Source organism: Pasteurellaceae bacterium RH1A (assembly GCA_012221805.1).
Taxonomy (GTDB): Bacteria; Pseudomonadota; Gammaproteobacteria; order Enterobacterales; family Pasteurellaceae; genus RH1A.
The window spans coordinates 518874-541532 of sequence record CP015195.1; the positions used below are offsets into that span (position 1 = coordinate 518874).

Annotated in this window: 24 protein-coding genes and 1 pseudogene; 12 read left to right on the forward strand and 13 right to left on the reverse strand. The window is 51.1% G+C overall.

Translation table 11 applies throughout. From position 1 onward, the window contains the following. Window positions 1-38: 38 nt before the first annotated feature. The 3 genes from A4G20_02555 to A4G20_02565 are packed head-to-tail and all read left to right on the forward strand — an operon-like array spanning window position 39 to window position 2794. On the forward strand, window positions 39-689 hold the full coding sequence (locus A4G20_02555) for a thiaminase II (GenBank protein ID QIW15293.1): 651 nt from the start codon (window positions 39-41) through the stop codon (window positions 687-689). Between the two features lie 4 nt (window positions 690-693). Continuing rightward, window positions 694-1494 (forward strand): hydroxyethylthiazole kinase, encoded by an 801-nt coding sequence (locus A4G20_02560; GenBank protein ID QIW15294.1) that lies wholly within the window; start codon window positions 694-696, stop codon window positions 1492-1494. Beyond that, window positions 1487-2794: a transporter gene (locus A4G20_02565; GenBank protein QIW15295.1), complete on the forward strand. Its 1308-nt coding sequence runs from the start codon at window positions 1487-1489 to the stop codon at window positions 2792-2794. The genes A4G20_02560 and A4G20_02565 overlap by 8 nt, the downstream gene beginning before the upstream one ends. 85 nt (window positions 2795-2879) lie before the next feature. Here A4G20_02565 and A4G20_02570 read toward each other — a convergent pair whose 3' ends face one another. Then, window positions 2880-3347 carry a hypothetical protein gene (locus A4G20_02570; protein QIW15296.1) on the reverse strand — a complete coding sequence of 156 codons (468 nt, stop codon included), beginning with the start codon at window positions 3345-3347 and terminating at the stop codon, window positions 2880-2882. Window positions 3348-3444: 97 nt separating this feature from the next. Here A4G20_02570 and A4G20_02575 point away from each other — a divergent pair, with 97 nt between their 5' ends. After that, window positions 3445-4473 (forward strand): tryptophan--tRNA ligase, encoded by a 1029-nt coding sequence (locus A4G20_02575; GenBank protein QIW15297.1) that lies wholly within the window; start codon window positions 3445-3447, stop codon window positions 4471-4473. Between the two features lie 71 nt (window positions 4474-4544). On the opposite strand, the gene glyA is transcribed toward A4G20_02575, so the two are convergent. Beyond that, complete coding sequence (gene glyA / locus A4G20_02580; GenBank protein QIW15298.1) at window positions 4545-5807, reverse strand: serine hydroxymethyltransferase; 1263 nt, start codon at window positions 5805-5807, stop codon at window positions 4545-4547. Window positions 5808-6092: 285 nt separating this feature from the next. Here glyA and A4G20_02585 point away from each other — a divergent pair, with 285 nt between their 5' ends. Continuing rightward, window positions 6093-6308, forward strand: coding sequence for a hypothetical protein (locus tag A4G20_02585; GenBank protein QIW15299.1), 216 nt, complete (start codon window positions 6093-6095; stop codon window positions 6306-6308). A gap of 38 nt (window positions 6309-6346) precedes the next feature. Here the strand turns inward: A4G20_02585 and A4G20_02590 are convergent, their stop codons facing one another. The 6 genes from A4G20_02590 to A4G20_02615 all read right to left on the reverse strand — a co-directional run bounded on the left by A4G20_02590 (window position 6347) and on the right by A4G20_02615 (window position 11308). Beyond that, complete coding sequence (locus tag A4G20_02590) at window positions 6347-6787, reverse strand: FMN-binding protein MioC (protein ID QIW15300.1); 441 nt, start codon at window positions 6785-6787, stop codon at window positions 6347-6349. 30 nt (window positions 6788-6817) lie between these two features. After that, the gene (locus A4G20_02595) at window positions 6818-7822 is read right to left on the reverse strand and encodes a Holliday junction DNA helicase RuvB (GenBank protein QIW15301.1); all 1005 of its coding nucleotides are present in this window, start codon (window positions 7820-7822) and stop codon (window positions 6818-6820) included. An 8-nt stretch (window positions 7823-7830) separates the two neighbouring features. Beyond that, on the reverse strand, window positions 7831-8400 hold the full coding sequence (locus A4G20_02600; protein ID QIW15302.1) for an osmotically-inducible protein OsmY: 570 nt from the start codon (window positions 8398-8400) through the stop codon (window positions 7831-7833). A 33-nt stretch (window positions 8401-8433) separates the two neighbouring features. After that, the gene (locus A4G20_02605) at window positions 8434-9024 is read right to left on the reverse strand and encodes an SIS domain-containing protein (protein ID QIW15303.1); all 591 of its coding nucleotides are present in this window, start codon (window positions 9022-9024) and stop codon (window positions 8434-8436) included. A gap of 170 nt (window positions 9025-9194) precedes the next feature. Continuing rightward, complete coding sequence (locus tag A4G20_02610) at window positions 9195-9539, reverse strand: YraN family protein (GenBank protein ID QIW15304.1); 345 nt, start codon at window positions 9537-9539, stop codon at window positions 9195-9197. After that, window positions 9539-11308: a penicillin-binding protein gene (locus tag A4G20_02615; GenBank protein ID QIW16835.1), complete on the reverse strand. Its 1770-nt coding sequence runs from the start codon at window positions 11306-11308 to the stop codon at window positions 9539-9541. Before A4G20_02615 ends, A4G20_02610 begins: the two co-directional genes overlap by 1 nt. 73 nt (window positions 11309-11381) lie before the next feature. On the opposite strand from A4G20_02615, the gene A4G20_02620 reads away from it, so the two are divergent. Beyond that, on the forward strand, window positions 11382-12245 hold the full coding sequence (locus A4G20_02620) for a 16S rRNA (cytidine(1402)-2'-O)-methyltransferase (protein ID QIW15305.1): 864 nt from the start codon (window positions 11382-11384) through the stop codon (window positions 12243-12245). Window positions 12246-12296: 51 nt separating this feature from the next. On the opposite strand, the gene A4G20_02625 is transcribed toward A4G20_02620, so the two are convergent. Then, window positions 12297-12563, reverse strand: a complete 267-nt coding sequence (locus A4G20_02625) for a 30S ribosomal protein S20 (protein QIW15306.1) — start codon at window positions 12561-12563, stop codon at window positions 12297-12299. Window positions 12564-12794: 231 nt separating this feature from the next. Here A4G20_02625 and A4G20_02630 point away from each other — a divergent pair, with 231 nt between their 5' ends. Beyond that, entirely contained in the window at window positions 12795-14366 is a 1572-nt protein-coding gene (locus A4G20_02630; GenBank protein ID QIW15307.1) for a murein biosynthesis integral membrane protein MurJ, read from the forward strand. Then, on the forward strand, window positions 14363-14908 hold the full coding sequence (locus tag A4G20_02635) for a protoporphyrinogen oxidase (protein QIW15308.1): 546 nt from the start codon (window positions 14363-14365) through the stop codon (window positions 14906-14908). Before A4G20_02630 ends, A4G20_02635 begins: the two co-directional genes overlap by 4 nt. On the opposite strand, the gene A4G20_02640 is transcribed toward A4G20_02635, so the two are convergent. Continuing rightward, window positions 14883-15512: a phosphoglycerate mutase gene (locus tag A4G20_02640; protein QIW15309.1), complete on the reverse strand. Its 630-nt coding sequence runs from the start codon at window positions 15510-15512 to the stop codon at window positions 14883-14885. The genes A4G20_02635 and A4G20_02640 overlap by 26 nt on opposite strands. A 48-nt stretch (window positions 15513-15560) precedes the next feature. Here A4G20_02640 and A4G20_02645 point away from each other — a divergent pair, with 48 nt between their 5' ends. Beyond that, window positions 15561-16190, forward strand: coding sequence for an RNA pseudouridine synthase (locus tag A4G20_02645; protein ID QIW15310.1), 630 nt, complete (start codon window positions 15561-15563; stop codon window positions 16188-16190). Between the two features lie 136 nt (window positions 16191-16326). Here A4G20_02645 and A4G20_02650 read toward each other — a convergent pair whose 3' ends face one another. From A4G20_02650 to A4G20_02660, 3 genes are all read right to left on the reverse strand, one after another. Then, on the reverse strand, window positions 16327-17559 hold the full coding sequence (locus A4G20_02650) for a D-3-phosphoglycerate dehydrogenase (protein QIW15311.1): 1233 nt from the start codon (window positions 17557-17559) through the stop codon (window positions 16327-16329). Window positions 17560-17689: 130 nt separating this feature from the next. Then, window positions 17690-18349 carry a ribose 5-phosphate isomerase A gene (locus A4G20_02655; GenBank protein QIW15312.1) on the reverse strand — a complete coding sequence of 220 codons (660 nt, stop codon included), beginning with the start codon at window positions 18347-18349 and terminating at the stop codon, window positions 17690-17692. A 163-nt stretch (window positions 18350-18512) separates the two neighbouring features. Then, entirely contained in the window at window positions 18513-19847 is a 1335-nt protein-coding gene (locus A4G20_02660) for a phosphoglucosamine mutase (GenBank protein ID QIW15313.1), read from the reverse strand. Window positions 19848-19988: 141 nt separating this feature from the next. On the opposite strand from A4G20_02660, the gene A4G20_02665 reads away from it, so the two are divergent. The 3 genes and pseudogenes from A4G20_02665 (at window position 19989) to A4G20_02675 (ending at window position 22656) form a co-directional block, all read left to right on the forward strand. Continuing rightward, window positions 19989-20429: a hypothetical protein gene (locus tag A4G20_02665; GenBank protein ID QIW15314.1), complete on the forward strand. Its 441-nt coding sequence runs from the start codon at window positions 19989-19991 to the stop codon at window positions 20427-20429. A 66-nt stretch (window positions 20430-20495) separates the two neighbouring features. Beyond that, a pseudogene (locus A4G20_02670) lies at window positions 20496-22096 on the forward strand (recombinase RmuC). Next, window positions 22096-22656 carry an anthranilate synthase component II gene (locus A4G20_02675; GenBank protein QIW15315.1) on the forward strand — a complete coding sequence of 187 codons (561 nt, stop codon included), beginning with the start codon at window positions 22096-22098 and terminating at the stop codon, window positions 22654-22656. Before A4G20_02670 ends, A4G20_02675 begins: the two are co-directional and overlap by 1 nt. The last annotated feature ends 3 nt before the right edge of the window (window positions 22657-22659 follow it).

Consider the following 22659-nt stretch of genomic DNA (forward strand, 5'->3'; position numbering starts at 1 on the left):
GTGTTGGCTCGACTTTTCAACCCAATGAGGAAATGACGATGACCATCAGCACTCAACTTATCCAACATGCCGCCCCCTTCTGGCAGGCCTATACCCAGCACGAATTTGTCCGCCAATTAGGCGCCGGCACCTTGCCCAAGGCCTGTTTTCAACACTATCTCAAGCAGGACTACCTCTATCTCTTTCACTATTCCCGTGCCCTTGCCCTGGCTATTTACAAGGCCGAAAACTTCGCCCAAATGGACTATTCCCGCCGGGCCTTGGAGGTGATTTTATCCGAAGTCCAGCTCCATATTGCCTTCTGTAAGCAGTGGGGGATTTCCGAGAGCGAATTGCAGGCCCTGCCTGAATCGGCTGCCTGTGTGGCCTACACCCGCTATGTCCTAGACTGCGGTGCCAACGGCAGCCTGGCCGAACTCTATGCCGCCATCGCCCCTTGTGCCATTGGCTATGCCCATATCGGTAAACGTTTGGCTCAAACTGGCGTGGAGAATAATCCCTATCAAGCCTGGATCGACACCTATGCCAGCCCTGAATTTCAGGCGGGCGTGGCAGAATTAGAGGCCTTTTTAGACCAGCTCTGCCAAGGCTTGAGCGAGCAACAGCTGGCCAAAATCCAGACTATTTTTAACACCGCCACTCGTATGGAAGCGGCCTTTTGGCAGATGGGCTTGGACCTAAGCGAGTAGCCCGATGAAAGTCCAATTTTTGCAAAAAATCCGCCAAACCAACCCGCTTGTGCATAACCTAACCAACATTGTAGCCGCCAATTTTTCGGCCAATGGCCTGCTGGCTTTGGGGGCTTCTCCCATTATGTCGGCCTGTGTGGAGGAAATGGAGGAAGTGCCTGCGCTGAGCCAGGCGGTGGTCATTAACATCGGCACCCTTATGGGCAAGGACTTGGCGGCTATGCGTTTGGCTGGCCAAACGGCTAATCGCCTAGGCTTGCCTGTAGTGCTGGATCCTGTCGGCGTGGGGGCAACTAGCTTTCGCCGTGCCACGGTGGAAGCCCTCTTAAAAGATGTGCAATTTAGTGCCATTCGGGGCAATGCGGGGGAATTGGCCGTCTTAGCGGGGGCTGATTGGCAGGCCAAGGGGGTAGATGCAGGCCAGGGTTCAGCAGATTTGGCCAGCATTGCCCAAACCGTGGCTCGCAAATACCAAACCATTGCAGTCATCAGCGGGGAAACTGATTGGCTAAGTGATGGAAAACAAACCGTCAGCCTGCATAACGGCACGCCCCTTTTCCCTAAAATCACCGCTTCGGGCTGCCTGCTTAGTGCCGTCTGTGGGGCTTTTTTGGCAGTTGCAGAAAAAGGGGATTATTTGGCCGCTTTAATCGAGGCTTGCACAGCCTATGCCGTGGCTGGAGAGTTAGCCGCCCAAGGCCTGCAAGCCTACCAACACAGCCAGTTTATGATCTGCCTGCTGGATGAGCTGGCCGGCCTAACCCCAGAAGCCGTTGAGGCCTTGGCCAGGGTGAATTATGTCTAATCTTTCGCCTGCAAAAGTGGCCACTGCATCCATGGTCGGCACGGCCATTGAGTATTTTGATAACTATATCTACACCATGGCAACGGTCTTGGTCTTTAACCTTCAGTTTTTCAACAGCCAAGATCCCGTTTCCAACCAACTGATGTCCCTGTCGGTGCTGGCCCTGGCCTTTTTCACTCGGCCTATGGGCGCCATTCTCTTCGGCCATTTTGGCGATAGGTTCGGCCGCAAGCAGACCCTGATTGCCTCCCTGCTCTTGATGGGCTTTTCGACCGTCGCCATCGGCCTCCTGCCCACCTATGCCTCCATCGGTATTTGGGCAACCGCCTTGCTCTGCCTCTGCCGAATTGGCCAGGGCCTAGGTCTGGGTGGCGAATGGGGCGGAGCCGCCTTGGTGGCAACCGAACACGCCCCCGCCCACAAGCGGGCCTGGTACGGCATTTTTCCGCAACTGGGTGCGCCTATTGGCCTGCTTCTGGCCAACGGATCCTTTTTTGCTGTGTCCACCCTTTTTGGCGAGCAGGCCTTTTTAGACTGGGCCTGGCGTATCCCCTTTTTGGCTTCTATCGTGATGATTGCCATCGGCCTCTATATTCGCCTGAAAATCAGCGAAAGCCCGGTTTTCCTCAAAGCCCAAGAAAAGGGCAAGAACCGCCACACCCCGCTCAAAACCCTGCTGACCCAGCACTTCAAGCCCTTTGTACTGGGTGTCTTGATTGCCACCGCAGGCTATGTGCTTTTTTACATTTTAGTGGCCTTTACCCCCATTTTCGTCAAAAGCCCAGCCGCCCTCTCGGCCCAAGGCCACCCAACCGGCCTAGGCCTGCCCGCCAATCTCTACACGGGTTATTTACTCATTACCTCGGTCATCTTCGGCCTGGCCATCGCCCTGTCAGGCTACGGGTCAGACAAAATCGGTCGCCGCAAGCTCCTGCTTATCGCCACGGGCTTAACCGTACTTTACGGCCTGTCTATGCCCCTTTTTTTACTGAACGGCACACCCCTGTCCATTTTTCTCTTTTTAACCATCGGTATGATCCTGATTGGCCTGAGCTTCGGCCCTATGGCTGTGATCCTGCCTGAACTTTTCCCAACCGAGGTTCGCTACACCGGTGCTTCTTTGGCCTATACCACGGCTGGCATTTTAGGCGCCAGCGTCTTTACCATTATTGCGGTTAGGATCAACGAGCATTGGGGGCTTTTGGGCGTGGGCGGCTATTTGTCGGTGGCTTCACTTTTGAGCTTTTGGGCACTTTGGCAGGTGGAAGAAACCAGGGGCGTGAATTTGGAGGAGATTTAGGGATAAGAAGCAGCTAAATTGGGCAGAGAATTTGCAAAAAACTTTCTCAATTTGGCCGCTTGTAGAGTGTGATTTACCGTACTATTTAGCCTAACGATGCCCAATAAACATACTGCAAACCCTTTATCCCCATATAAGTCCGCTCAAGTTTGGTATAGCCTGCGGCTTCATAAACTGCTTGGGCATGGGTGTTTTTGTGATTGACCCCAAACACGATACTCTTTGCCATCGGCAAATGTTGGCGGCAAAAATTGGCCAAGGAGGCATGTGCCATCACAGCCTTAGCATAACCACGGCCCTGATAAGCGGGGTTGATGGAAAGGGAGCGGAGCAATACGGCATTGGGATCATCCGTGTAGTCAAATTTATCCTGCCCTTGGTCTAAGATAAAGAAACCAATCGCCTGTTCCCCCGCTAAAATCACTACCCTCATGGCCCCTGATTGGTCGTCAAACCAGTGCTTGGGCAGGGTGGTGAATTGGGCTTGTTCTTCATCTAAATCGTAGTTTAAATCAGCCTGATATTGGGCCTCATAGAGTCTTAATGTCAGCATAGGGTCTCCTTTTTTGGTCTATTTTCTCATATTTTCCCAACAAAAACGCCAACCTTGTTGTAAAATAGGCCCACGTCTTATTTTCAAAGGAATTATTATGAGCAAACCGATTGTATTTAGTGGCGTGCAGCCATCGGGCGAATTGACCTTGGGCAACTACCTGGGTGCCCTGCGCCAGTGGGCCAAGATGCAGGACGATTACGACTGCCTTTACTGCATTGTCGATCTCCACGCCATCACCGTGCGTCAAGACCCTGAAGCCCTGCGTAAGGCCAGCCTAGATGTGCTGGCCCTCTACTTGGCCTGCGGGATTGACCCCAACAAAAGCACCATCTTCATCCAATCCCATGTACCTGAACACACTCAACTGGCCTGGGTGCTCAACTGCTACACCTACTTCGGCGAAATGGGCCGCATGACCCAGTTTAAGGATAAGTCTGCCCGTTATGAAGAAAACGTAAACGTGGGCCTTTTCACCTACCCAGTCTTGATGGCGGCCGATATTCTGCTCTACCAGGCCAACCAAGTGCCAGTGGGCGATGACCAAAAACAGCACCTTGAAATCACCCGTGATATTGCCAACCGCTTCAACGCCCTCTACGGCCAAAAAGATGCGGATGGCAATGTGGTCTCACCGATTTTCGCTGTACCTGAAGTCTTTATCGCCAAGACTGGCGCAAGGGTGATGTCCCTGCTTGAGCCAACCAAGAAGATGTCCAAGTCGGACGACAACCGCAATAATGTGATTGGCCTCTTAGAAGATCCAAAATCGGTGGCCAAGAAGATCAAGCGGGCCATGACAGACGGCGATGAACCGCCTGTGGTCAAATACGATGTGCAAAACAAGGCCGGCGTGTCCAACCTCTTGGATATTCTAGCCAGCGTAACAGGCAAGTCCATTGCCGAGCTTGAAGCTGAATTTGAGGGCAAGATGTACGGCCACCTTAAAACTGCCGTGGCCGATGAGGTGTCTGCCCTTCTTACCCAACTCCAAGAACGTTATCACCACTACCGCAACAACGAAGCCCTGCTTGAACAGATCTTCCGTGACGGGGCGGCCAAGGCTCGTGCCAAGGCTCAAGAAACCCTAAAAGCGGTTTATCAAGCGGTGGGTTTTGTGGCATAAGTTGCAAAAGTCGAAAAAGAAAAAGGCCTTGAGTTTTCTCAAGGCCTTTGTTTTTAGCTTGGTTCCAAGACTTATGGATAAACTGGCAAGCGAGCGCAGATGTCTAAGACCTTGGCCTTGGTGGCGGCGATCACTTCTTCGTGGTTGTCCTTGTTGATGCTGTCTAACACATCACACATCCAGCCTGCAAGCTGCTCCACTTCTGCTTCCTTAAAGCCACGGCGGGTGACGGATGGGGTGCCAACACGGATGCCTGACGTAATGAACGGTTTTTGTGGGTCGTTTGGCACGGCATTTTTGTTTACGGTGATATTGGCACGGCCTAGGGCAGCATCAGCAGCCTTACCCGTTAAACCGTGGCTGACCAAGTCCACCAAGAAGAGGTGGTTTTCAGTGCCTTTAGACACCACATTGTAGCCACGCTCGTTAAAGACCTTAACCATGGCCTTGGCGTTTTTGACCACTTGTTGTTGATAAACCTTGTACTCTGGCTCGAGGGCTTCTTTAAAGCAAACGGCTTTGGCAGCAATCACATGCACCAATGGGCCGCCTTGGCCGGCTGGGAAAACGGCACTTTGGAGTTTTTTGTAGAGTTCTTCGTCTTTGGCATTAGACAAGATCAAACCACCACGTGGGCCTGCAAGGGTTTTGTGGGTAGTTGTGGTCACGATGTGGGCGTGTGGCACTGGGCTTGGGTAAACGCCTGCGGCAATCAAGCCTGCAACGTGGGCCATATCAACGAAGAGATAAGCACCGACTTCGTCTGCGATTTCACGCATTTTGGCCCAATCCACCACTTGTGAATAGGCCGAGAAGCCTGCCACGATCATTTTTGGCTTGCACTCAAGGGCTTTTTGACGCACGTCTTCATAGTCAATAAAGCCTTCAGCCGTGATACCGTATTGCACCGCATTATAGATCTTGCCTGAGAAGCTGACCGATGCTCCGTGGGTTAAGTGGCCGCCGTGGGCCAGGCTCATGCCTAAAATGGTATCGTGTGGTTGAAGTAGGGCCATATACACGGCTGCATTAGCTTGAGAGCCTGAGTGCGGCTGCACATTGGCGTAGTCGGCACCGAATAATTCTTTGGCACGGTCGATGGCTAATTGCTCAACGATGTCGGCATATTCACAACCACCATAGTAACGCTTGCCTGGGTAGCCTTCGGCATATTTATTGGTGAGTTGAGAGCCCTGGGCTTCCATCACACGTGGGCTGGCATAGTTTTCAGAGGCGATAAGCTCAATATGCTCTTCTTGGCGACGGTTTTCGTCTTGAATGGCCTGCCACAAAACAGGATCGAAATCTTTGATGTTCATGTCACGTCTTAACATGGAAACTCCTTCATAAGTAATCGTTTGCGTAAAAGAAAAACCCCTGCATTTTACGCATTTTTCGGCCCGATAGATAGCCCTTTTTTCAGAAAAACGGTGCATAAAGATTCATCTTTAAATGAAAATTTTTAATATAAATAGCATCAGCCCCACAAGCGGTAGAAATTGGAAACAAATTTACAAAAAATTTTGTGAGCGACTTCAAACTTTTGGCAAGAAGTTCAGGCAGAAAAACCTGAACGTGGTAGGATGGGTCAATCATTCATTAGCAGTAAGGAGTAAGGTATGTTCCCAGAATTTCGTGATTTAATTACTGAACTAAAAACCGAAGATGCGCATTTTGCCCGTTTGTTTGATAAACACAACGAGCTTGATCAACGCATTAAAAATATGGAAGCCAACCTGGAGCTTGCCACTCCAACCGAGGTTGAGGTCTTAAAGAAAGAAAAATTACACTTGAAAGATGAGCTTTATACCATCTTGAAGAAAAAGGCAGGTTAGATATTCAAAATCCCAGCACAGGCTGGGATTTTTTGTTTCTACAAGTTGGCCAGAAAATTCGGCAGCCATTCTTCAGCTGTCGCATCGTTGTCGAAATTATTGACTACATCAATGCGGCAGGATGGGCAAACCAAGGTCGCCCCCTTGGCTTGGAGGGTTTGTTCGATGATATTGACCGCATTGCAGAAGGTGTCGTAGTCCGAACTGCCCAGGCCCACCACGCCAAATTTGAGGGCAGAGAAGTCTAGCTCGCCTTGTTCAATTTGAGCAAAGAGGGGCTGGATATTATCAGGCAGCTCGCCCGCGCCATGGGTGGAGCTAACCACAATCAACGGAGTTTGCGGGTCAATGTCCGCCAGGCTGGCATTGTTGTGGAGTTCGGTTTCAAAGCCCTGTTGGCCTAAGACTTCAACCAGGTGATCGGCCACATATTCGGCACCGCCCAGGGTGGAGCCAGTGATAAGGCAAATTTTGTTCATATATTTTCCTTTTGCAAATTTTCAGGCATTTTAATCCGCTTGTACCAGGCCAAAATGCCCATAGGTTCGGCTGGTGGCAATTCGGCCCCGAGGGGTGCGTTGTAGGAAGCCTTGTTGGATAAGATAAGGCTCCAACACATCTTCAATGGTATCCCGTTCTTCCCCAATGGCAGCGGCCAGATTGTCTAGGCCGACCGGGCCGCCGTCAAAGCGTTCAATCACGGCCAAGAGCAGTTTTCTGTCCATAAAGTCAAAACCTTCGTGATCAACATCTAGCATGGTCAGGGCAGCTTGGGCGATGGCGGAGGAAATCACGCCGTTATTACGCACATCGGCATAGTCCCGCACCCGGCGCAGGAGGCGGTTGGCAATGCGGGGCGTGCCACGGGAGCGGCGGGCGATTTCATTGGCCCCTTCTGGCGAAAGTTCTAGCCCCAAGCAGGCGGCACTGCGGCTGACGATGGAGGTCAGGTCGGCCACCGAATAAAATTCCAGGCGTTGGACAATACCGAACCGATCTCGCAGTGGCGAGGTCAGGGATCCTACACGGGTGGTGGCCCCGATCAGGGTAAAGGGTGGCAGATCCAGCTTGATGGAGCGGGCCGCTGGGCCTTCACCGATCATAATATCCAGCTGGTAGTCTTCCATGGCGGGGTAAAGCACTTCTTCAATGGCCGGTGAGAGGCGGTGGATCTCATCAATAAAGAGCACATCGTAAGGTTCAAGATTGGTCAGCATGGCCGCCAGGTCGCCCGCTTTCTCTAGCACAGGGCCGGAGGTGGTGCGGATATTGACCCCCATTTCATTGGCCACGATATTGGCCAAGGTAGTTTTGCCCAGGCCTGGCGGGCCGAAGATGAGGAGATGATCCAGAGCGTCCTGACGCTTGCGGGCAGCCTCGATAAAGATAGCCATTTGCTCCCGCACGGAGGGCTGGCCCACATAGTCGGCCAGCATTTTGGGGCGGATGGCTCGGTCGATGGCTTCATCTTCCCGCTTAGCTGTGCCACTGATAATTCTGTCTGCTTCGATCACGCTAAACCCTATTGAATATAGGAGAAGGCCGTGATAACACGGGTTACGCCGCTAATGTTACGCACATTGTTGGAGGCAGCTTCCGCAGCCGTGCGGGTGACATTGCCCATGAGGAAGACCTCGCCATTCTCGGTGATCACCTTAACATCAGTGGTTTTGACTTCACTGCTGATAAGCAGCTTGGACTTGGCTTGAGTAGTTATCCAACTGTCCTTGCTGATTTGGGCAAAGCCAATGGGCTGGCCAATACGAATTTCGTTATAGACATTATTGACCCCTTCCACGCCTGCGGCGATATTGCGCGCACTTTCTTTGGCTCCCTCGCTTGGCACCTGGCCAATCAAGAGCACATTGCCATTATAAGCCACTACATTGATACGGCCAGACTGGCTGAGTTCCGCATCCTTACCCAGGTTGAAGGAAACCTTTTCTTCCAGGGTTTCATCATCAATCTGACGGCCAGCCGAACGTGGGTCGGTCGCAACCTTGGTGGCCACGGCGGCAGTGGTCACAACGGCCGTAGTAATACAGCCCTGGAGGGCAACTAGGCTAAGCACTAGGATCATTTTCTTTAACATGGTTTCTTCCTCTTGGTGGTAAGTAAGCCGAAATTATTGGGAGAATAGCAGATGATCGACCAATTCGCATAGTAAATTTAAGCTAAATTGGTGGCCTTCGATGATCCGCATCTCACTACTAGAGGGAATGGCAATTTCAATATCGCCCTCCCGAAGCAGGCCTGAGGTGTGATCATTATGGCTACTGGTAAAGGCAAGCACGCCCAATTCTTCATCCACGGCGGCATGTAGGGTGCTGAGTACGGCCTCTTCATTGCCGAAGGGGGAAAAAACCACCAGCAGATCGCCAGTTTTGGCCACAGCCTGGAGCTGTTTTTTATAGATGGCATGCAGCTCATCAGAGAGGCCGTCTTGTACTACACTGGTGGCCAAGACCCCATCAAAGTTGAGCAAGATAGCTGCAAAACTTGGGCGGGCCAGATCGTATCGGTAGGCCAAGTGGCTGACCAAGAGCTGGGCATTGGCATAGGAACGGCCATGCCCACAAACCAGGATCTTATTGCCCCCCAAGAGGCAGGCCACCATTTTTTCGGCCGCCTGGCTTAGGGACTTGGGCAGCATTTCTGCGGAGGCAATTTGAATTTGAATGCTCTCGGCAAAGCGGTTTTGGATTTTTTCTAACATACAAGCGGTTGAATTTTTGGGGAAATTTGCAAATTTAGCTAAGGGCTGTTGATAATTGGCAACGATAGCGCCAGCCTCCAGGCTGGTGCTTGATATAAAGGCCTTGATAAAGGCACCAGCCTGGAGGCTGGCGCCATCAAAGTGCCATCAAGGCCATCAAAGTAACGTAATTAGCCTAAAAAATTAGGAATCCAAACAGGCGGCTTATCACCATCAAAAGCCACCACATCAAAACGGCAATCGGCTGTATCCAGGCTTTGTTGCTGGCGGGCCAACCAGAGGTTAGCCGCCTTAAGCCACTTCTGCTGCTTGGCATAACTGATGCTTTCCACGGCCGAACCAAAGCGGGCCGACTTACGCTGGCGTACCTCAACAAAGACCCAGGTGCGGCCAGCCTGCATGATGAGATCTAGCTCGCCACACTTAAAAGTTTGATTAGCAGCCACAAAACGCAGGCCTTGAGCTTCTAAAAACTGGCGAGCCTTGGCCTCAAAAACCGCCCCCTGACTACGCATTAAGGGGCAACCTGGACTGAACCACCACGATATTCCAACCAGGTCATGGTACGCTCAATATTGCAGTTGGTGCCTGCGGTCAGGATACCCGTGAGGCCAGATACCTTATAGCCTGGAATTTGGCGGAACTCGTTAAAGTTGCGCGCCAAGGCCCAGGCGTCCGATCCCATGGCATAGAGACGCATCATGGAATAGTCGCCCTGGGCATTGCTTTCAGCTTTTTGGTAGGTTTCTGAGTCCTTGTCAGCCAAGAGCGGGATTTCACTGAACTTGACCCCTTCCATGGTGGTGAAGAAGTCAATGCCGCTGTTTGGCGAGTGGCTGCGAGAGGAGGAGTAAATGGCTAATTGGCCTGCTAATTCTGAATTATCCAGGGTTTGTTTGGCTTCTAAGACCTGATTAGCATTGCCCAATAAATAGACCGCTGTTCCCTGTTTGGCTCCACCATTTTGCAGGTGAGTGACCACCTCAAAGGCTTCATTATAGAAGCGGACTTCGGCATCGTTATTGGTTAGCTGGCGCCAGCGGTTGGCAAAGGCTTCAGATGAACGCTGGCCAAAATCACCATTCGGGGCAATCACAATCACATGGTTGCGGTTTTCTTGGAAAATCCGCTCTGCCCCGGCCTTGGCTTCGGCTTCAGGTGAAAGACCATAGTAGCAAACTTGGGCAATGGCTCGCACGTTCGGGGTGGAGTTAAGGGCTAAGATATTGATGTTATTGACCTCTGGGCTGGCCAACATTTCATCAATGCGTGGCTTAAAGAGTGGCCCAACAATGGCTTGTGCGCCTTGTTGCTTGGCCTGGGCAAGCAGGGATGGCACAGGGGCGGAGTCAGTATCAAAGAACTGAATGGCTGTGCTGTCATCGCCCTTGGCATCGTTAAAGCCTTGCTTGATGATGTCACTTAAGATCTTGCCATCGCCACTGAGGGGCAGGAGCAGGGCCATGGAATTCACATTGGTCTGCTGGAAGCTAGAGGCGTTTTGCAGTTCAGTTGGCAGTAAAATGGCTGCACTGTGGTTAGGGTATTGGCCCTTCCAGGTTTGGATGGCCTGAGGAATTTGAGCTGGGTTGGACAGGTGATTATTGTAAGTGCTAATCAGAGCCAGCCAACCTGCCAAGGCTACTTCGCCTGCACGAGGTTGGGTACCGGCCAGCATACCACGGTTGGCATTACGCAAGAGGGCCCAAATTTGGTCGTTGTTTTCCTGGCGAGCACGGGTGTCAGTCAGGAAATTATCCATCATACTTCTGGCCCGCACGGCCTCAATCACATCTTTTTTGAGTTCAGCCAACTTGGCTTGGGTTTGGTAAAAACGGGCCTGTTGGGCCTGGCTAAGTTGAGCCAGATTAACCTGCTTGAGCAAGCCTTCTGCTCGGCTAACCTGCTTTTTGGCCACGGCTAATTGGGCGGAAAGTAAATCATATTCGGTCTTTTGGATTAGGTTTTTCTGAAGTTCTGCTAGGTTTGGCGAGAGTTCCTCAAACATAAACTGGGCTTCTTGCAGCTTGTTTTCGTCTAAGAGCTTACGAATAGCTAAGAGACGGTAGCTTTGCTGATCTTCTAATTTGGTCGCCTGATTGGCCTTATTAACATAGAACTCAGAGGTAGCATAGGCCTCGTTTTTGAGGCTCTCAGTGATTTCATTTTTAAAGAAGCTGGAGGTGTCCACACAGGCAGATAAAAACAAGGCCAGGGCAGACGGGAGAAAAACGGTTTTCAACTTACGAGAAGTTTGTACTACAATAGACGGATTCTTTGACATATTTTTTAACATAGTCGCCTCAACAGAAGAATGAAAATTTAAGCGATCTTACTTAGCTCAAGAGTGAAAAGCAATGATAAACGGACAAAATGCAACCAAACAAGGCAAATTATACATCGTGGCCACCCCCATCGGTAACCTGGCTGACCTGAGCCAACGGGCCTTAGACACCCTGGCCCAAGTGGATTTAATCGCCGCCGAAGACACCCGCCACAGCGGCCTTTTACTTAGCCACTACGGCCTGAAAAAGCCCTTTTTTGCCCTGCACGATCACAATGAACAGCAGCGGGCAGCCCATTTGGTGGAAAAGTTAGCCGCTGGCCAAAATATTGCCTTGATTTCCGATGCCGGCACCCCGCTTATCAGCGACCCAGGCTTCCACCTAGTCCGCCACTGCCGCCAGGCCGGCCTCAAGGTGGTACCCATTCCTGGTGCCTGTGCGGCCATCACCGCCCTTTGTGCTTCGGGTATAGCTTCAGACCGCTTTTGCTTTGAAGGGTTCTTGCCAGCCAAAACAAAAGCCCGTTTGGACAAGTTAAACAACTTGGCCAACGAACCTCGCACCCTGATTTTTTACGAGTCCACCCACCGCATTTTAGACACCCTTGAGGATATGCAAACCGCCCTAGGGGCAGATCGCTATGTGGTCATGGCCCGGGAGCTGACCAAAACCTGGGAAACCATTCACGGCGATGAATTGGGCAATTTAATTGACTGGCTCAAGGCCGATCACAACCGCATCAAGGGCGAGATTGTCTTAGTGGTGGAGGGCAAGCCTGAAACAGACGAGGAAGGTTTCAGCCCACAAGCGGTTAAATTATTGCAACTTTTAACAAATGACCTGCCCCTGAAAAAAGCCGCCACCATTGTGGCCGAAACCTTTGGCTATAAGAAAAATGCTCTTTATCAGTATGGGCTTGAGCATTTAAGTGATTGATTGCCTAGAAAAAAACCCACCAAGCGGTGGGTTTTCTTTTGTTTTTTACAATTAGGCAGCTAATTTTTTGATTTGAGCTACTAATTTAGATTTGTGGTTTGCTGCTTTGTTTGCGTGGATCAAACCTTTAGACGCCATACGGTCTACCACTTTTTGCATTTCAACGAATGCAGTTTGGGCTGCTGCCTTATCACCTTTTGCTACAGCTGCGTAAACTTTTTTGATGTAAGTACGCATCATTGAGCGTTGGCTTGCGTTGTGTTGACGGCGTTTTTCAGATTGAACCGCGCGTTTTTTTGCTGACTTGATATTAGCCAAGGTCAAACTCCTAAAAAATTCTATGTGAAATAAAAAAACATAAAAGAAACTTTTATGTGCTATCGATAGTTAAGTTTTTTATTTTCAAAGAGACACGGGCTTGAAAATAACATCGTTTCACGCAAGAAAATTCTTGACGAAAAAGATAGGGGCAGATTTTAGCAGTTTTTTTCTGATTTTCCTACCATAAACTGCTAAAATTCCTGCTAATTTTTGCCATGAGGATTTGTTTTGAGTAAGAAACTTTTAAAATCAGGGATCTTAGTCAGTGGCCTGACCCTGGTTTCTCGTATTTTAGGCCTGGTGCGGGATGTGGTGGTGGCCACGCTCTTGGGCACCAGCTTTGCCGCCGATGTCTTTTTATTTGCCAACCGCATTCCCAACTTCCTCCGCCGCCTCTTTGCCGAAGGGGCCTTTTCCAAGGCCTTTGTGCCGGTCTTGGCCGAATACAATGCCGATAACGACCTCAACAAGACCCGGGAATTTATCGCCAAGGTATCCGGCACCCTGGGCGGTTTAGTGACCATCGTCACCCTGATTGGGGTAGTCGGTTCGCCCATTGTGGCCGCCCTCTTTGGCACGGGTTGGTTTGTGGACTGGCTCAAGGACGGCCCCGATGCCCAGAAGTTTGAACAGGCCTCCTTCCTGCTTAAAATTACCTTCCCCTACCTATGGTTTATCACCTTTGTGGCCCTGGCTGGGGCAGTGCTTAATACCATTGGTAAATTCGGGGTCATGGCCTTTTCGCCTGTGCTACTCAATGTCGCCATCATTGCCGTGGCCATTTGGGGCTCTCCCTATGTGTCCTCGCCGGATGTGGCCCTAGCGGCGGGTGTTTTCTTGGGCGGCCTGCTTCAGTTCCTCTTCCAAATTCCCTTTATGAAGAAAGAGGGGTTGCTGGTTAAGCCTCAATGGGCCTGGCGGGATGAGGGGGTAGCCAAGGTACGGAAACTCATGATCCCGGCCCTTTTTGGTGTGTCAGTCACCCAGCTCAACCTGCTGATTAACCAGATTATTGCCTCTTTCCTGGTCACAGGCTCCATCAGCTGGCTCTACTATGCCGACCGCCTGATTGAATTCCCCCTCGGCCTCTTTGGCATTGCCATTTCAACCGTGGTGCTGCCAAGTTTGGCCCGTATTGCCAAACAGAAGGATTTAGACGATCTAGCCCGAGCCAACCACTTCCGCCAAACCATGGACTGGGGCGTACGCATGGTGCTACTCCTAGGCATTCCAGCCATGGTGGGCATTGCCGTGCTGGCCGAACCCCTGGTCATGACCATGTTTATGCGGGGCAAATTCCAGCTGACCGATGTGGTGGCCTCGGCCCAGGCCCTCTTTATTATGTGTTTTGGCCTCAATTCCTATATGTTGATTAGCATTTTGGCCAACGGCTTCTATGCCCGCCAAAACACCAAAACCCCGGTCAAGATCGGGATTATCGCCACCATCAGCAATATCTGCTTTGGGGTGCTGGCTATCCCCTTTGGCTATTTGGGCCTGGCCATGGCCTCAGCCCTGTCAGCCCTGGTCAATGCCAGCCTGCTCTACCGCCAGTTGGCCAAGGAGCAGGTTTATGTGGTGACTAGCAAAACGGCCATTTTCGTCCTCAAACTCCTGATTGCCGCCTGCCTTATGGGGGCCCTGGTGTCTTATTTCTCGCCTGATTTGGCAGGCTGGGCCAGCTTGAGCCTGTGGGGCAAGATCCACTGGCTGATCTGGTTAATTGTGGTGGCAGCTGTTTCCTATTTTGGTTCGCTGGCCGCCCTTGGTATTCGCAAAAGAGATTTTAGTGCAGCATGAAAACCCTGATTTTATACCTCAGCCGTGATGGGCAAACGGCCAAGATTGCCCAGCGTTTAAGCCAGCAGATTGACCATGAAACCGAAGTATTATCGCTGCGGGAACAAGCGGTTGATTTTGGCCAAAAACTTGCAAGTGCCGATCAGATTGTGATCGGGGCTTCCATCCGCTATGGCCATTTCGACCCTATTTTAGAGGCCTTTATCAAGCAATATCACGAAGTCTTAAACAGCAAGCCCTCGGCCTTTTTTAGCGTTAATCTCACCGCCCGCAAGGCCAACCGCAACACGCCTCAAACCAATGTTTACACCCGTAAACTTCTGGCTCGGATTGCCTGGAAGCCCGATTTAGTGGAAGTGATAGCAGGGGCCCTTTTCTACCCCCGCTACAGCTTCTTTGACCGCTTTATGATCCGCTTTATTATGAAGATTACCGGCGGGGAAACAGATACCAGCAAGGAAGTGGAATATACCGATTGGGAACAAGTGGCCCGGTTTGCCACCCGTTTAAATGATCTTAGGCCAAATGATCTTGCTGATTAAAGGCCACCAGCTCAATTTTCCCCGCCTCAACCCGAGCTACATTGATGGCCGTGTTGGCCACAAAGGCATGGCGTTCAGGATCCCGAAAATCCTGCCAAGGCAGGCCTTTCAGCACGGCTGTCAGCAGGGTTAAGGTCATGCCATGGGAAACAATCAAAATATTGGCATTTTCTTGGTGTTGATGAAGGCGGATAATTTCCTCCAAGGCCTTGGTCGCCTGTTTGTAGAGATCTTCCACCCGCTGGCCCTGGCTGGCCTTGGCCTCATAAAGGGCAGGTTGGGTTTTGAACAAAATGTATTCAGGGTGATCCACCAAATCAACTGACTTCTTGCCCTCCCACAGGCCAAAGTGAAATTCGTTCAGGCCCTTGTGGTGAAAATGGGGAATATCTCGCCCGCCAATAATGTAGTTAGCCGTGTCCTGGGCCCGCTTCATGAGGCTGGAATAGCAGGCCACAAAAGGAATATCGGCCAGGGCCTGGCCTGTGCGTTTAGCACCCTCGATCCCTTCTTCCACCAAGGGCGAATCGCCCGTGCCCTGTAGCCGGCCTTCCAAGTTCCATTCTGTACGGCCGTGACGAATTAAATAAAGCTGCAATGCCATGGTATTTTCCTGTTAAAATGATTGAAACTTCCCTGATTATAGCAAAATATGAACCAAACTTTTACGATCTGCTTTCAGCACCCTGATTTTATCATCCTCAACAAGCCTGCGGGCCTCAGTGTGCATAAGGACGATCAAGATCAAGGCCTGACCCAGCTTGTCGCCCAAGCGCTAGGCCGAGAACAGGTCTGGTTGGTTCACCGTTTGGACAAGGTAACTTCTGGCCTGCTGATTTTGGCCCTCAACCAAGAGGCTGCTCGTACTTTTTGTTGCTTATTTGAAAGCCATCAGATCCAAAAAACCTATCTGGCCCTGTCCGACAGCAAGCCCAAGAAGAAACAGGGCAAGATTGTGGGCGATATGAAAAAGGCCCGCAACGGGGCCTGGAAGCTTTGTCACAGCCAAGAAAACCCGGCCATCACCCGCTTTTGCTCCCAGTCCCTTGCCCCCAACCTCCGCCTCTTTGAACTTAAGCCCCAAACAGGCAAAACCCACCAACTGAGAGTAGCCATGAAAAGCCTAGGCAGCCCCATTTTGGGTGATAACTTATACGGTGGAAAAAAAGCCGACAGGGTCTATTTACACGCCTATCGGCTGGAATTTGTCTATCAGGGCCAAGCCATCAGGGTAGAGGCCTGGCCTGAAGCAGGGGAATATTGGCCGCCACAAGCGGGGTGATTTTGCAAAAAAACTGCAAATTTTGGCCGCTTGTTGGTTTATCAAGATAGCGCCAGCCTCCAGGCTGGTGCTGATAAGTCCTTGATAGATAGGGCACCAGCCTGGAGGCTGGCGCCATCATAGGTAAGAAGAGAAACTAATAAAGCACCCTTGCCCGAATGGTGCCATCAATGGCTTTGAGGCGTTCCAAGGCTTCCTTGGTGCTTTCGGCTTCCACATCAATCACCACATAACCAATGGCTGAATCGGTTTGTAGGAACTGGGCGGCGATATTGACATCGGCATCCACAAAGACCTGGTTGATCTTGTTAAGGATACCTGGCTTGTTGTGGTGGATGTGCAGCAAGCGTTTGGTGTGGGTGTGGATTGGCAGGGACACTTCTGGGAAATTGACCGCAGACAGGGTGGAACCGTTGTCAGAATATTTGACAAATTTTTGGGCCACTTCCGTGCCGATATTGGCCTGAGCTTCAGAGGTTGAGCCGCCGATATGCGGGGTCAAAATCACATTGTCGAACTTGCAGAGCGGGGAAACAAAAGGCTCGTCAATGGAGGCAGGTTCCACAGGGAAAACGTCCACCGCCGCGCCACGCAAGTTGCCTTGCTCAATGGCTTCGGCCAAGGCATCTAAATCCATCACCGTGCCACGGGCGGCATTGATAACCACGGCCCCGTGCTTGATTTGGGCCAGGCGCTGGGCGCTCATTAGGTTCTTAGTGGAATCATTTTCAGGCACATGCAGGGAAACGGCATCTGACAGGGCCAAAAGCTCGTCTAGGCTGCCAACCTGTTGGGCATTGCCCAGGGGCAGTTTGTTTTCGATGTCGTAGAAATAGACATTCAGGCCGATGGATTCGGCCAAAATCCCCAGCTGCATCCCAATATGGCCGTAGCCGATAATGCCTAAATTCTTGCCCCGTACTTCGTTGGAACCGGCCGCAGACTTGTTCCACAAGCCACGGTGAACCTCCGCATTGGCCTTAGGTACTTGACGCATAAGCAGGATAATCTCGCCTAAAACCAATTCCGCAACCGAGCGGGTGTTGGAGAAAGGTGCGTTAAAGACAGGGATACCCCGGCGTTTGGCGGCCTCTAAATCCACCTGGTTGGTGCCGATGCAGAAGCAGCCTATGGCGATAAGTTTTTGGGCGTGAGCCAGGACTTCTTCGGTTAAGAAGGTGCGGGAGCGAATGCCGATAAAATGGGCATCCTTGATGGCATCCAACAAGGCCTGGCCATCCAAGGCCCCCTTGTGGAATTCGATGTTGGTGTAGCCCGCAGCCTTGAGCACATCAATGGCATTTTGGTGTACGCCTTCAACAAGAAGGAATTTGATTTTAGATTTATCTAATGAAACTTTATTGGTCATAGGGTTTCCTGTATTTGTGTTTTTTATGATGAATGCTAAGGATAGCGCCAGCCTCCAGGCTGGTGCTGATAACTCATTGATATATAAGGCACCAGCCTGGAGGCTGGCGCCATCAATGTGTTAAAAGAGATTACTCAATAATCTTCGCCCCATCTGGCGTACCCACGATGGTGACATTGGCAAAACGCTGGGCGAAGATGCCGTTGGTGACCACGCCTGCAATATTGTTGATTTTTTGCTCTATAACAAGCGGTTCAACAATCTTAAAATTATACACATCTAAGATAACATTGCCGTTGTCGGTCACCACACCCTCACGGTATTCAGGCGAGCCGCCCAGGGCCACCAGCTGGCGGGCAACGTAGGAGCGAGCCATTGGGATCACTTCCACAGGCAGGGCGAAAGTAGAGCCTAACACATCCACCTGCTTGGAGGAATCCACAATGCAGATGAATTTTTTTGCCAGTGAACTCACAATTTTTTCACGGGTCAGCGCTGCACCGCCACCCTTGATCATATAGCCTTGCGGGGTGATTTCATCTGCCCCGTCAATATAAACGCCCAACTGGCTAACCTGGTTGGCGTCAAAGACCTCAATACCCAAATCACGCAGGCGGCGTTCAGACTCTTTAGAGGCAGCAACCGCCCCCTTAATTTTATCAGCCATGCTGCCCAGTTCTTCAATAAAGCAGTTCACGGTGGAGCCACTGCCCACGCCGACAATGCTGTCTTCTTCCACATATTTTAGGGCAGCCTTGGCCGCTAGTCTTTTCATTTCGAGTTGATCCATTTTTCTTCCTTAGCTTAAGCAAACGTTTGCTTTGTCTATCTAAAAATAGACACTTTTTTAAAGTGTCCAATAATCTCTTATGATAGCGCCAGCCTCTAGGCTGGTGCTTTGAGATATTGGCACCAGCCTGGAGGCTGGCGCCATCGGCGCTTCTTCTTGAATGTTAATTGCGCTTAACCGCCTCAACAATCTCTTCTGCCGCACTTTGGGCCAAGGCAGCATCTTCACACTCTACCATGACCCGAATAAGTGGCTCGGTGCCGGATTTACGCAGTAAAATCCGGCCCTTGCCTGCCAAGCGTGCTTCTACGCTGGCCGCCAGTGCTTTGACTTCTTCGCTCTCAAGCGGATTGGCCCCGCCGGCAAAACGCACGTTAAGCAAGACCTGCGGGAAGAGGGTCACGGCCTTAGCCAACTCATGTAGGCTCAAGCCGGAATTGACCATAGCACTTAAAACCTCAAGCGAGGCCACGATGCCATCGCCCGTGGTGTTTTTATCCAAAAGAATGATATGGCCAGAGTTTTCTGCACCCAACTTCCAGCCACGGGCTTTAAGCTGTTCTAGCACATAGCGGTCGCCCACATTGGCACGGGCAAAGGGAATGGCCAGCTCTTTGAGGGCCAGTTCCAAACGCATATTGCTCATCAGGGTGCCGACCACACCGCCCTTGAGTTTTCCTGCACGCAAGGCTTCACGGGCAATGATAAAGATAATTTGGTCGCCGTCCACCTTGTTGCCCAGGTGATCGACCATAATCAAACGGTCGCCATCGCCATCATAGGCCAGGCCGACATTTGCCCCCACTTCGACAACCTTTTCCTGCAAGGCCTTGATGTCGGTTGCCCCCACGCCTGCGTTGATGTTAAGGCCGTTTGGCTTGGTGCCGATTTCAATCACCTCAGCCCCTAATTCCCGCATCACATTTGGTGCGATATGGTAGGTTGCCCCGTGGGCGCAATCGACTACGATTTTATAGCCTTCAAGGCTGAGTTCAGAAGGGAAGGTGCTTTTACAAAATTCGATATAACGGCCGGCAGCATCGTTAATCCGGCTGGCGATCCCAAGTTTAGCCGAATCCACGCAGTCCATAGGTTGATCCAGCATGGCCTCGATGGCCTCTTCCACTTCATCAGGCAATTTTTCGCCATTTGAGGAGAAGAACTTGATGCCGTTGTCATCATAAGGGTTGTGGGAGGCGGAAATCACAATGCCGGCTTCAGCTCGGAAAGTGCGGGTTAAATAGGCAATAGCCGGGGTTGGCATGGGGCCTGTGAAGGCAACCGACAGGCCTGCGGCGGCCAAGCCTGCCTCAAGGGCAGACTCAAGCATATAGCCTGAAATCCGAGTGTCCTTACCAATTAAGACCTTTTGCGAACCTTGGGTTGCTAGCACCTTGCCTGCTGCCCAGCCCAATTTGAGGGCGAAATCTGGAGTAATTGGGTATTGACCCACCTTGCCACGCACACCATCGGTGCCGAAATATTTACGTTCTGCCATACTTTTAGCTCTAATTAAAAAAATTGTGCCTATTCTACCAAAAGCCAGCCAACAAATAACCCTCTTTTTCACTCTTTTTAAGGAGTTACAAGCGGGCAAAATCTGCCTAAAATGTGCAAATTTAAGCCATCAAGGAAGCCTATGAACCCCATCCCAGCCCTTATCCAAGATTTCTTGCATAAACATCATGTGGTCAGCCTGGCCACCTATGCCAACCATCAAGTTTGGGCAGCCAGTTGTTTTTATGTTTTTGATGAAGCCAATCAGCGCCTTTTAATCATGACCGCCAAGAAAACCCTGCACGCCCAAAATATGCTAGCCAACCCCGAAATTGCCGGCACCATCGCAGGCCAGCCCAAAAAATTTGGCGAGATTGCGGGCCTGCAATTTTCCGCCCTGGCCGAATGTTTGGAAGAGCCAACAGCCCGCCAAGCCGCCCTTGACTTATACAGCGCCAAGCACCCCATTGCCAAACTGGCCAAGTTCGCCAGCACAGAAATTTGGGCCTTGCATTTAACCAAACTCAAGCACACCGAAAATAAAACCGTCTTTTCACAAAAAACCGTTTGGGAGCGGAGCTAGGGCTTCCAGAAAGCTCGAAATATAGTGTATAATCATACAGTTTATATTTAATGGAAGCCCAACCCTATGGAACTAGCCCACTGGCCCTATGTTGCCCTGGCAGCGGCCCTGCTGCTGATTATCTACCTCTTTTTTGTTCAAGCCCGTTATCAGCGAGATGTGGCGGAATTAAGCCAAGATCTGGACAAATTGTCGCAAGATCAGGCCCGTTTAAGCCAGGCCCACCAAGAATTGACTGAGCAGAAAAACCAGCTCGATCGCTGGGCGGTGCAGCAGCAAACCCAAATGCAGGGGGCGCTGGAACGCTTGAGCGAGCGGGATAGCTACATTCAAAAATTAGAAGGCAAGGTGGAGGCGGCTGAAAAGCAAGAAGATGAGCTGGAAAGCTACATCAACCAACTCAAGGAACGGGTGGGTTCGGCTCAGGCCAAAAGCGAGGGTTTGGAAGAGCAACTGGCCGACCGTCAGCATAATTTAGAGGGCTACAAGGCCGAGTGCCAAAGGCTGACCCAGCACTTGCAGGCCAGCCAGCAGGAACTAGCGGAACTCAAAACCAGCCTGAGCGAGAAACAGGCCAATTTTGAGGAGCAGCAACGCAATTTTCTGGCGGTGAAGCAGCAATTAAATGCCGACTTCCAGCACCTGGCCCAGCAGATTTTGGACGAAAAAAGCAAGACCTTTGCCCAGGCAAATCAAACCAATTTGGATCTCCTGCTCAAGCCCTTTAAGGAGCAGATTGAAGGTTTTCAAAAGCGGGTCAATGAGGTGCATTCCGAGGCCCTTAAGGGCAATGCCAATTTGGAGGCTGAAATCAAGCGGGTCTTGGAAGTTGGCCTGTCTATGTCCCAGGAGGCCAATAATTTAACCACCGCCCTCAAGGGCAACAATAAACTGGCCGGCAACTGGGGGAAATTCAGCTTGAAAGCGCCCTCCAGTCAGCAGGGCTTTTGGCCAATGAGCATTACTTGGCCCAAGAAAGTTACCGTGATAATGAAGGCAAGCGTTTTGCCCCCGACTTTGTGGTGAAATTGCCAGATGATAAGCACTTGGTGCTAGACAGCAAGGTCTCGCTTTTGGCCTATGAACAAGCGGTGCGGGCTGAGGAAAATCTTGCAATTAAGCAGGCCTTAGACGAGCATTGCCGTTCTCTCAAGGCCCATATTGACGGCCTTTCCAAGAAAAACTACAGCAATCTTTTGGGCATCAAAAGCCCTGATTTTGTGCTCATGTTTGTGCCGGTGGAGCCAGCCTATATTGAGGCCATGAAGCACGACCCAAGCCTCTTTAACTACGGCTATGAACGCAATGTGATTTTGGTTTCCTACACCACCCTTATGCCTATTTTACGCACGGTGGCCAACCTCTGGCGGATTGAGCGGGGCAACAAGGAGGCGCGGGAAATCAGCGAACGGGCGGGCGATATCTACAACCAGGTCTGCACCGTGGCCGAGCGGCTTAATAATCTAGGCAAGAGCCTAGGGACGCTTAACAACCACTACAACCAAACTGTTACCTCGCTGGTGGGCAAGCAGGGCTTGGTGGGCAAGGTGGAGCGCTTCCAAAAACTCTCGGCCAAGGCCCAGCAAACCAGCCCGCAGGTAGAGTTGATCGAAGGCGAAGTGGACAGGCTCAAGCTAGAACTTTTGGTTGAAAAGGCAGGCGACTAATGGTCTTAATTATTGATAATCACGACTCTTTCACCTTTAACCTGGTCGATCTCTTCCGCAAGATTGGGGTGCAGCCGACTGTGGTGGATGTGGATGATTTGGATTTAGATGAAGTGGAAGCCTTCAGCCATATCCTGATTTCTCCTGGCCCTGATGTGCCTCGAGCCTATCCGCAACTTTTTGCTATGTTAGAGCGTTACCACACCCGCAAATCCATCTTGGGCGTTTGCCTGGGTCACCAAACCCTGTGCGAATTTTTTGGCGGAGCGCTTTATAACCTCAACCAAGTCCGCCACGGTAAGCAGGGAAACTTGGTTCAACTTGCTCCCAACCCACTTTTCCAAGGCCTACCAGAAGATTTTAAGATCGGCCTTTACCACTCCTGGGCCATTTTGCAAAAATCGCTTCAAAACACCCCGCTTGTCGCCACCAGTGTCTGCGATGAGGGCGTCTTGATGGCGGTGAAGCATAAAAGCCTGCCCCTTTACGGGGTGCAGTTCCACCCTGAGTCTTTTATTAGTGAGTTTGGGGAGGCTATCTTGAAAAACTGGCTTGGGTAAGCG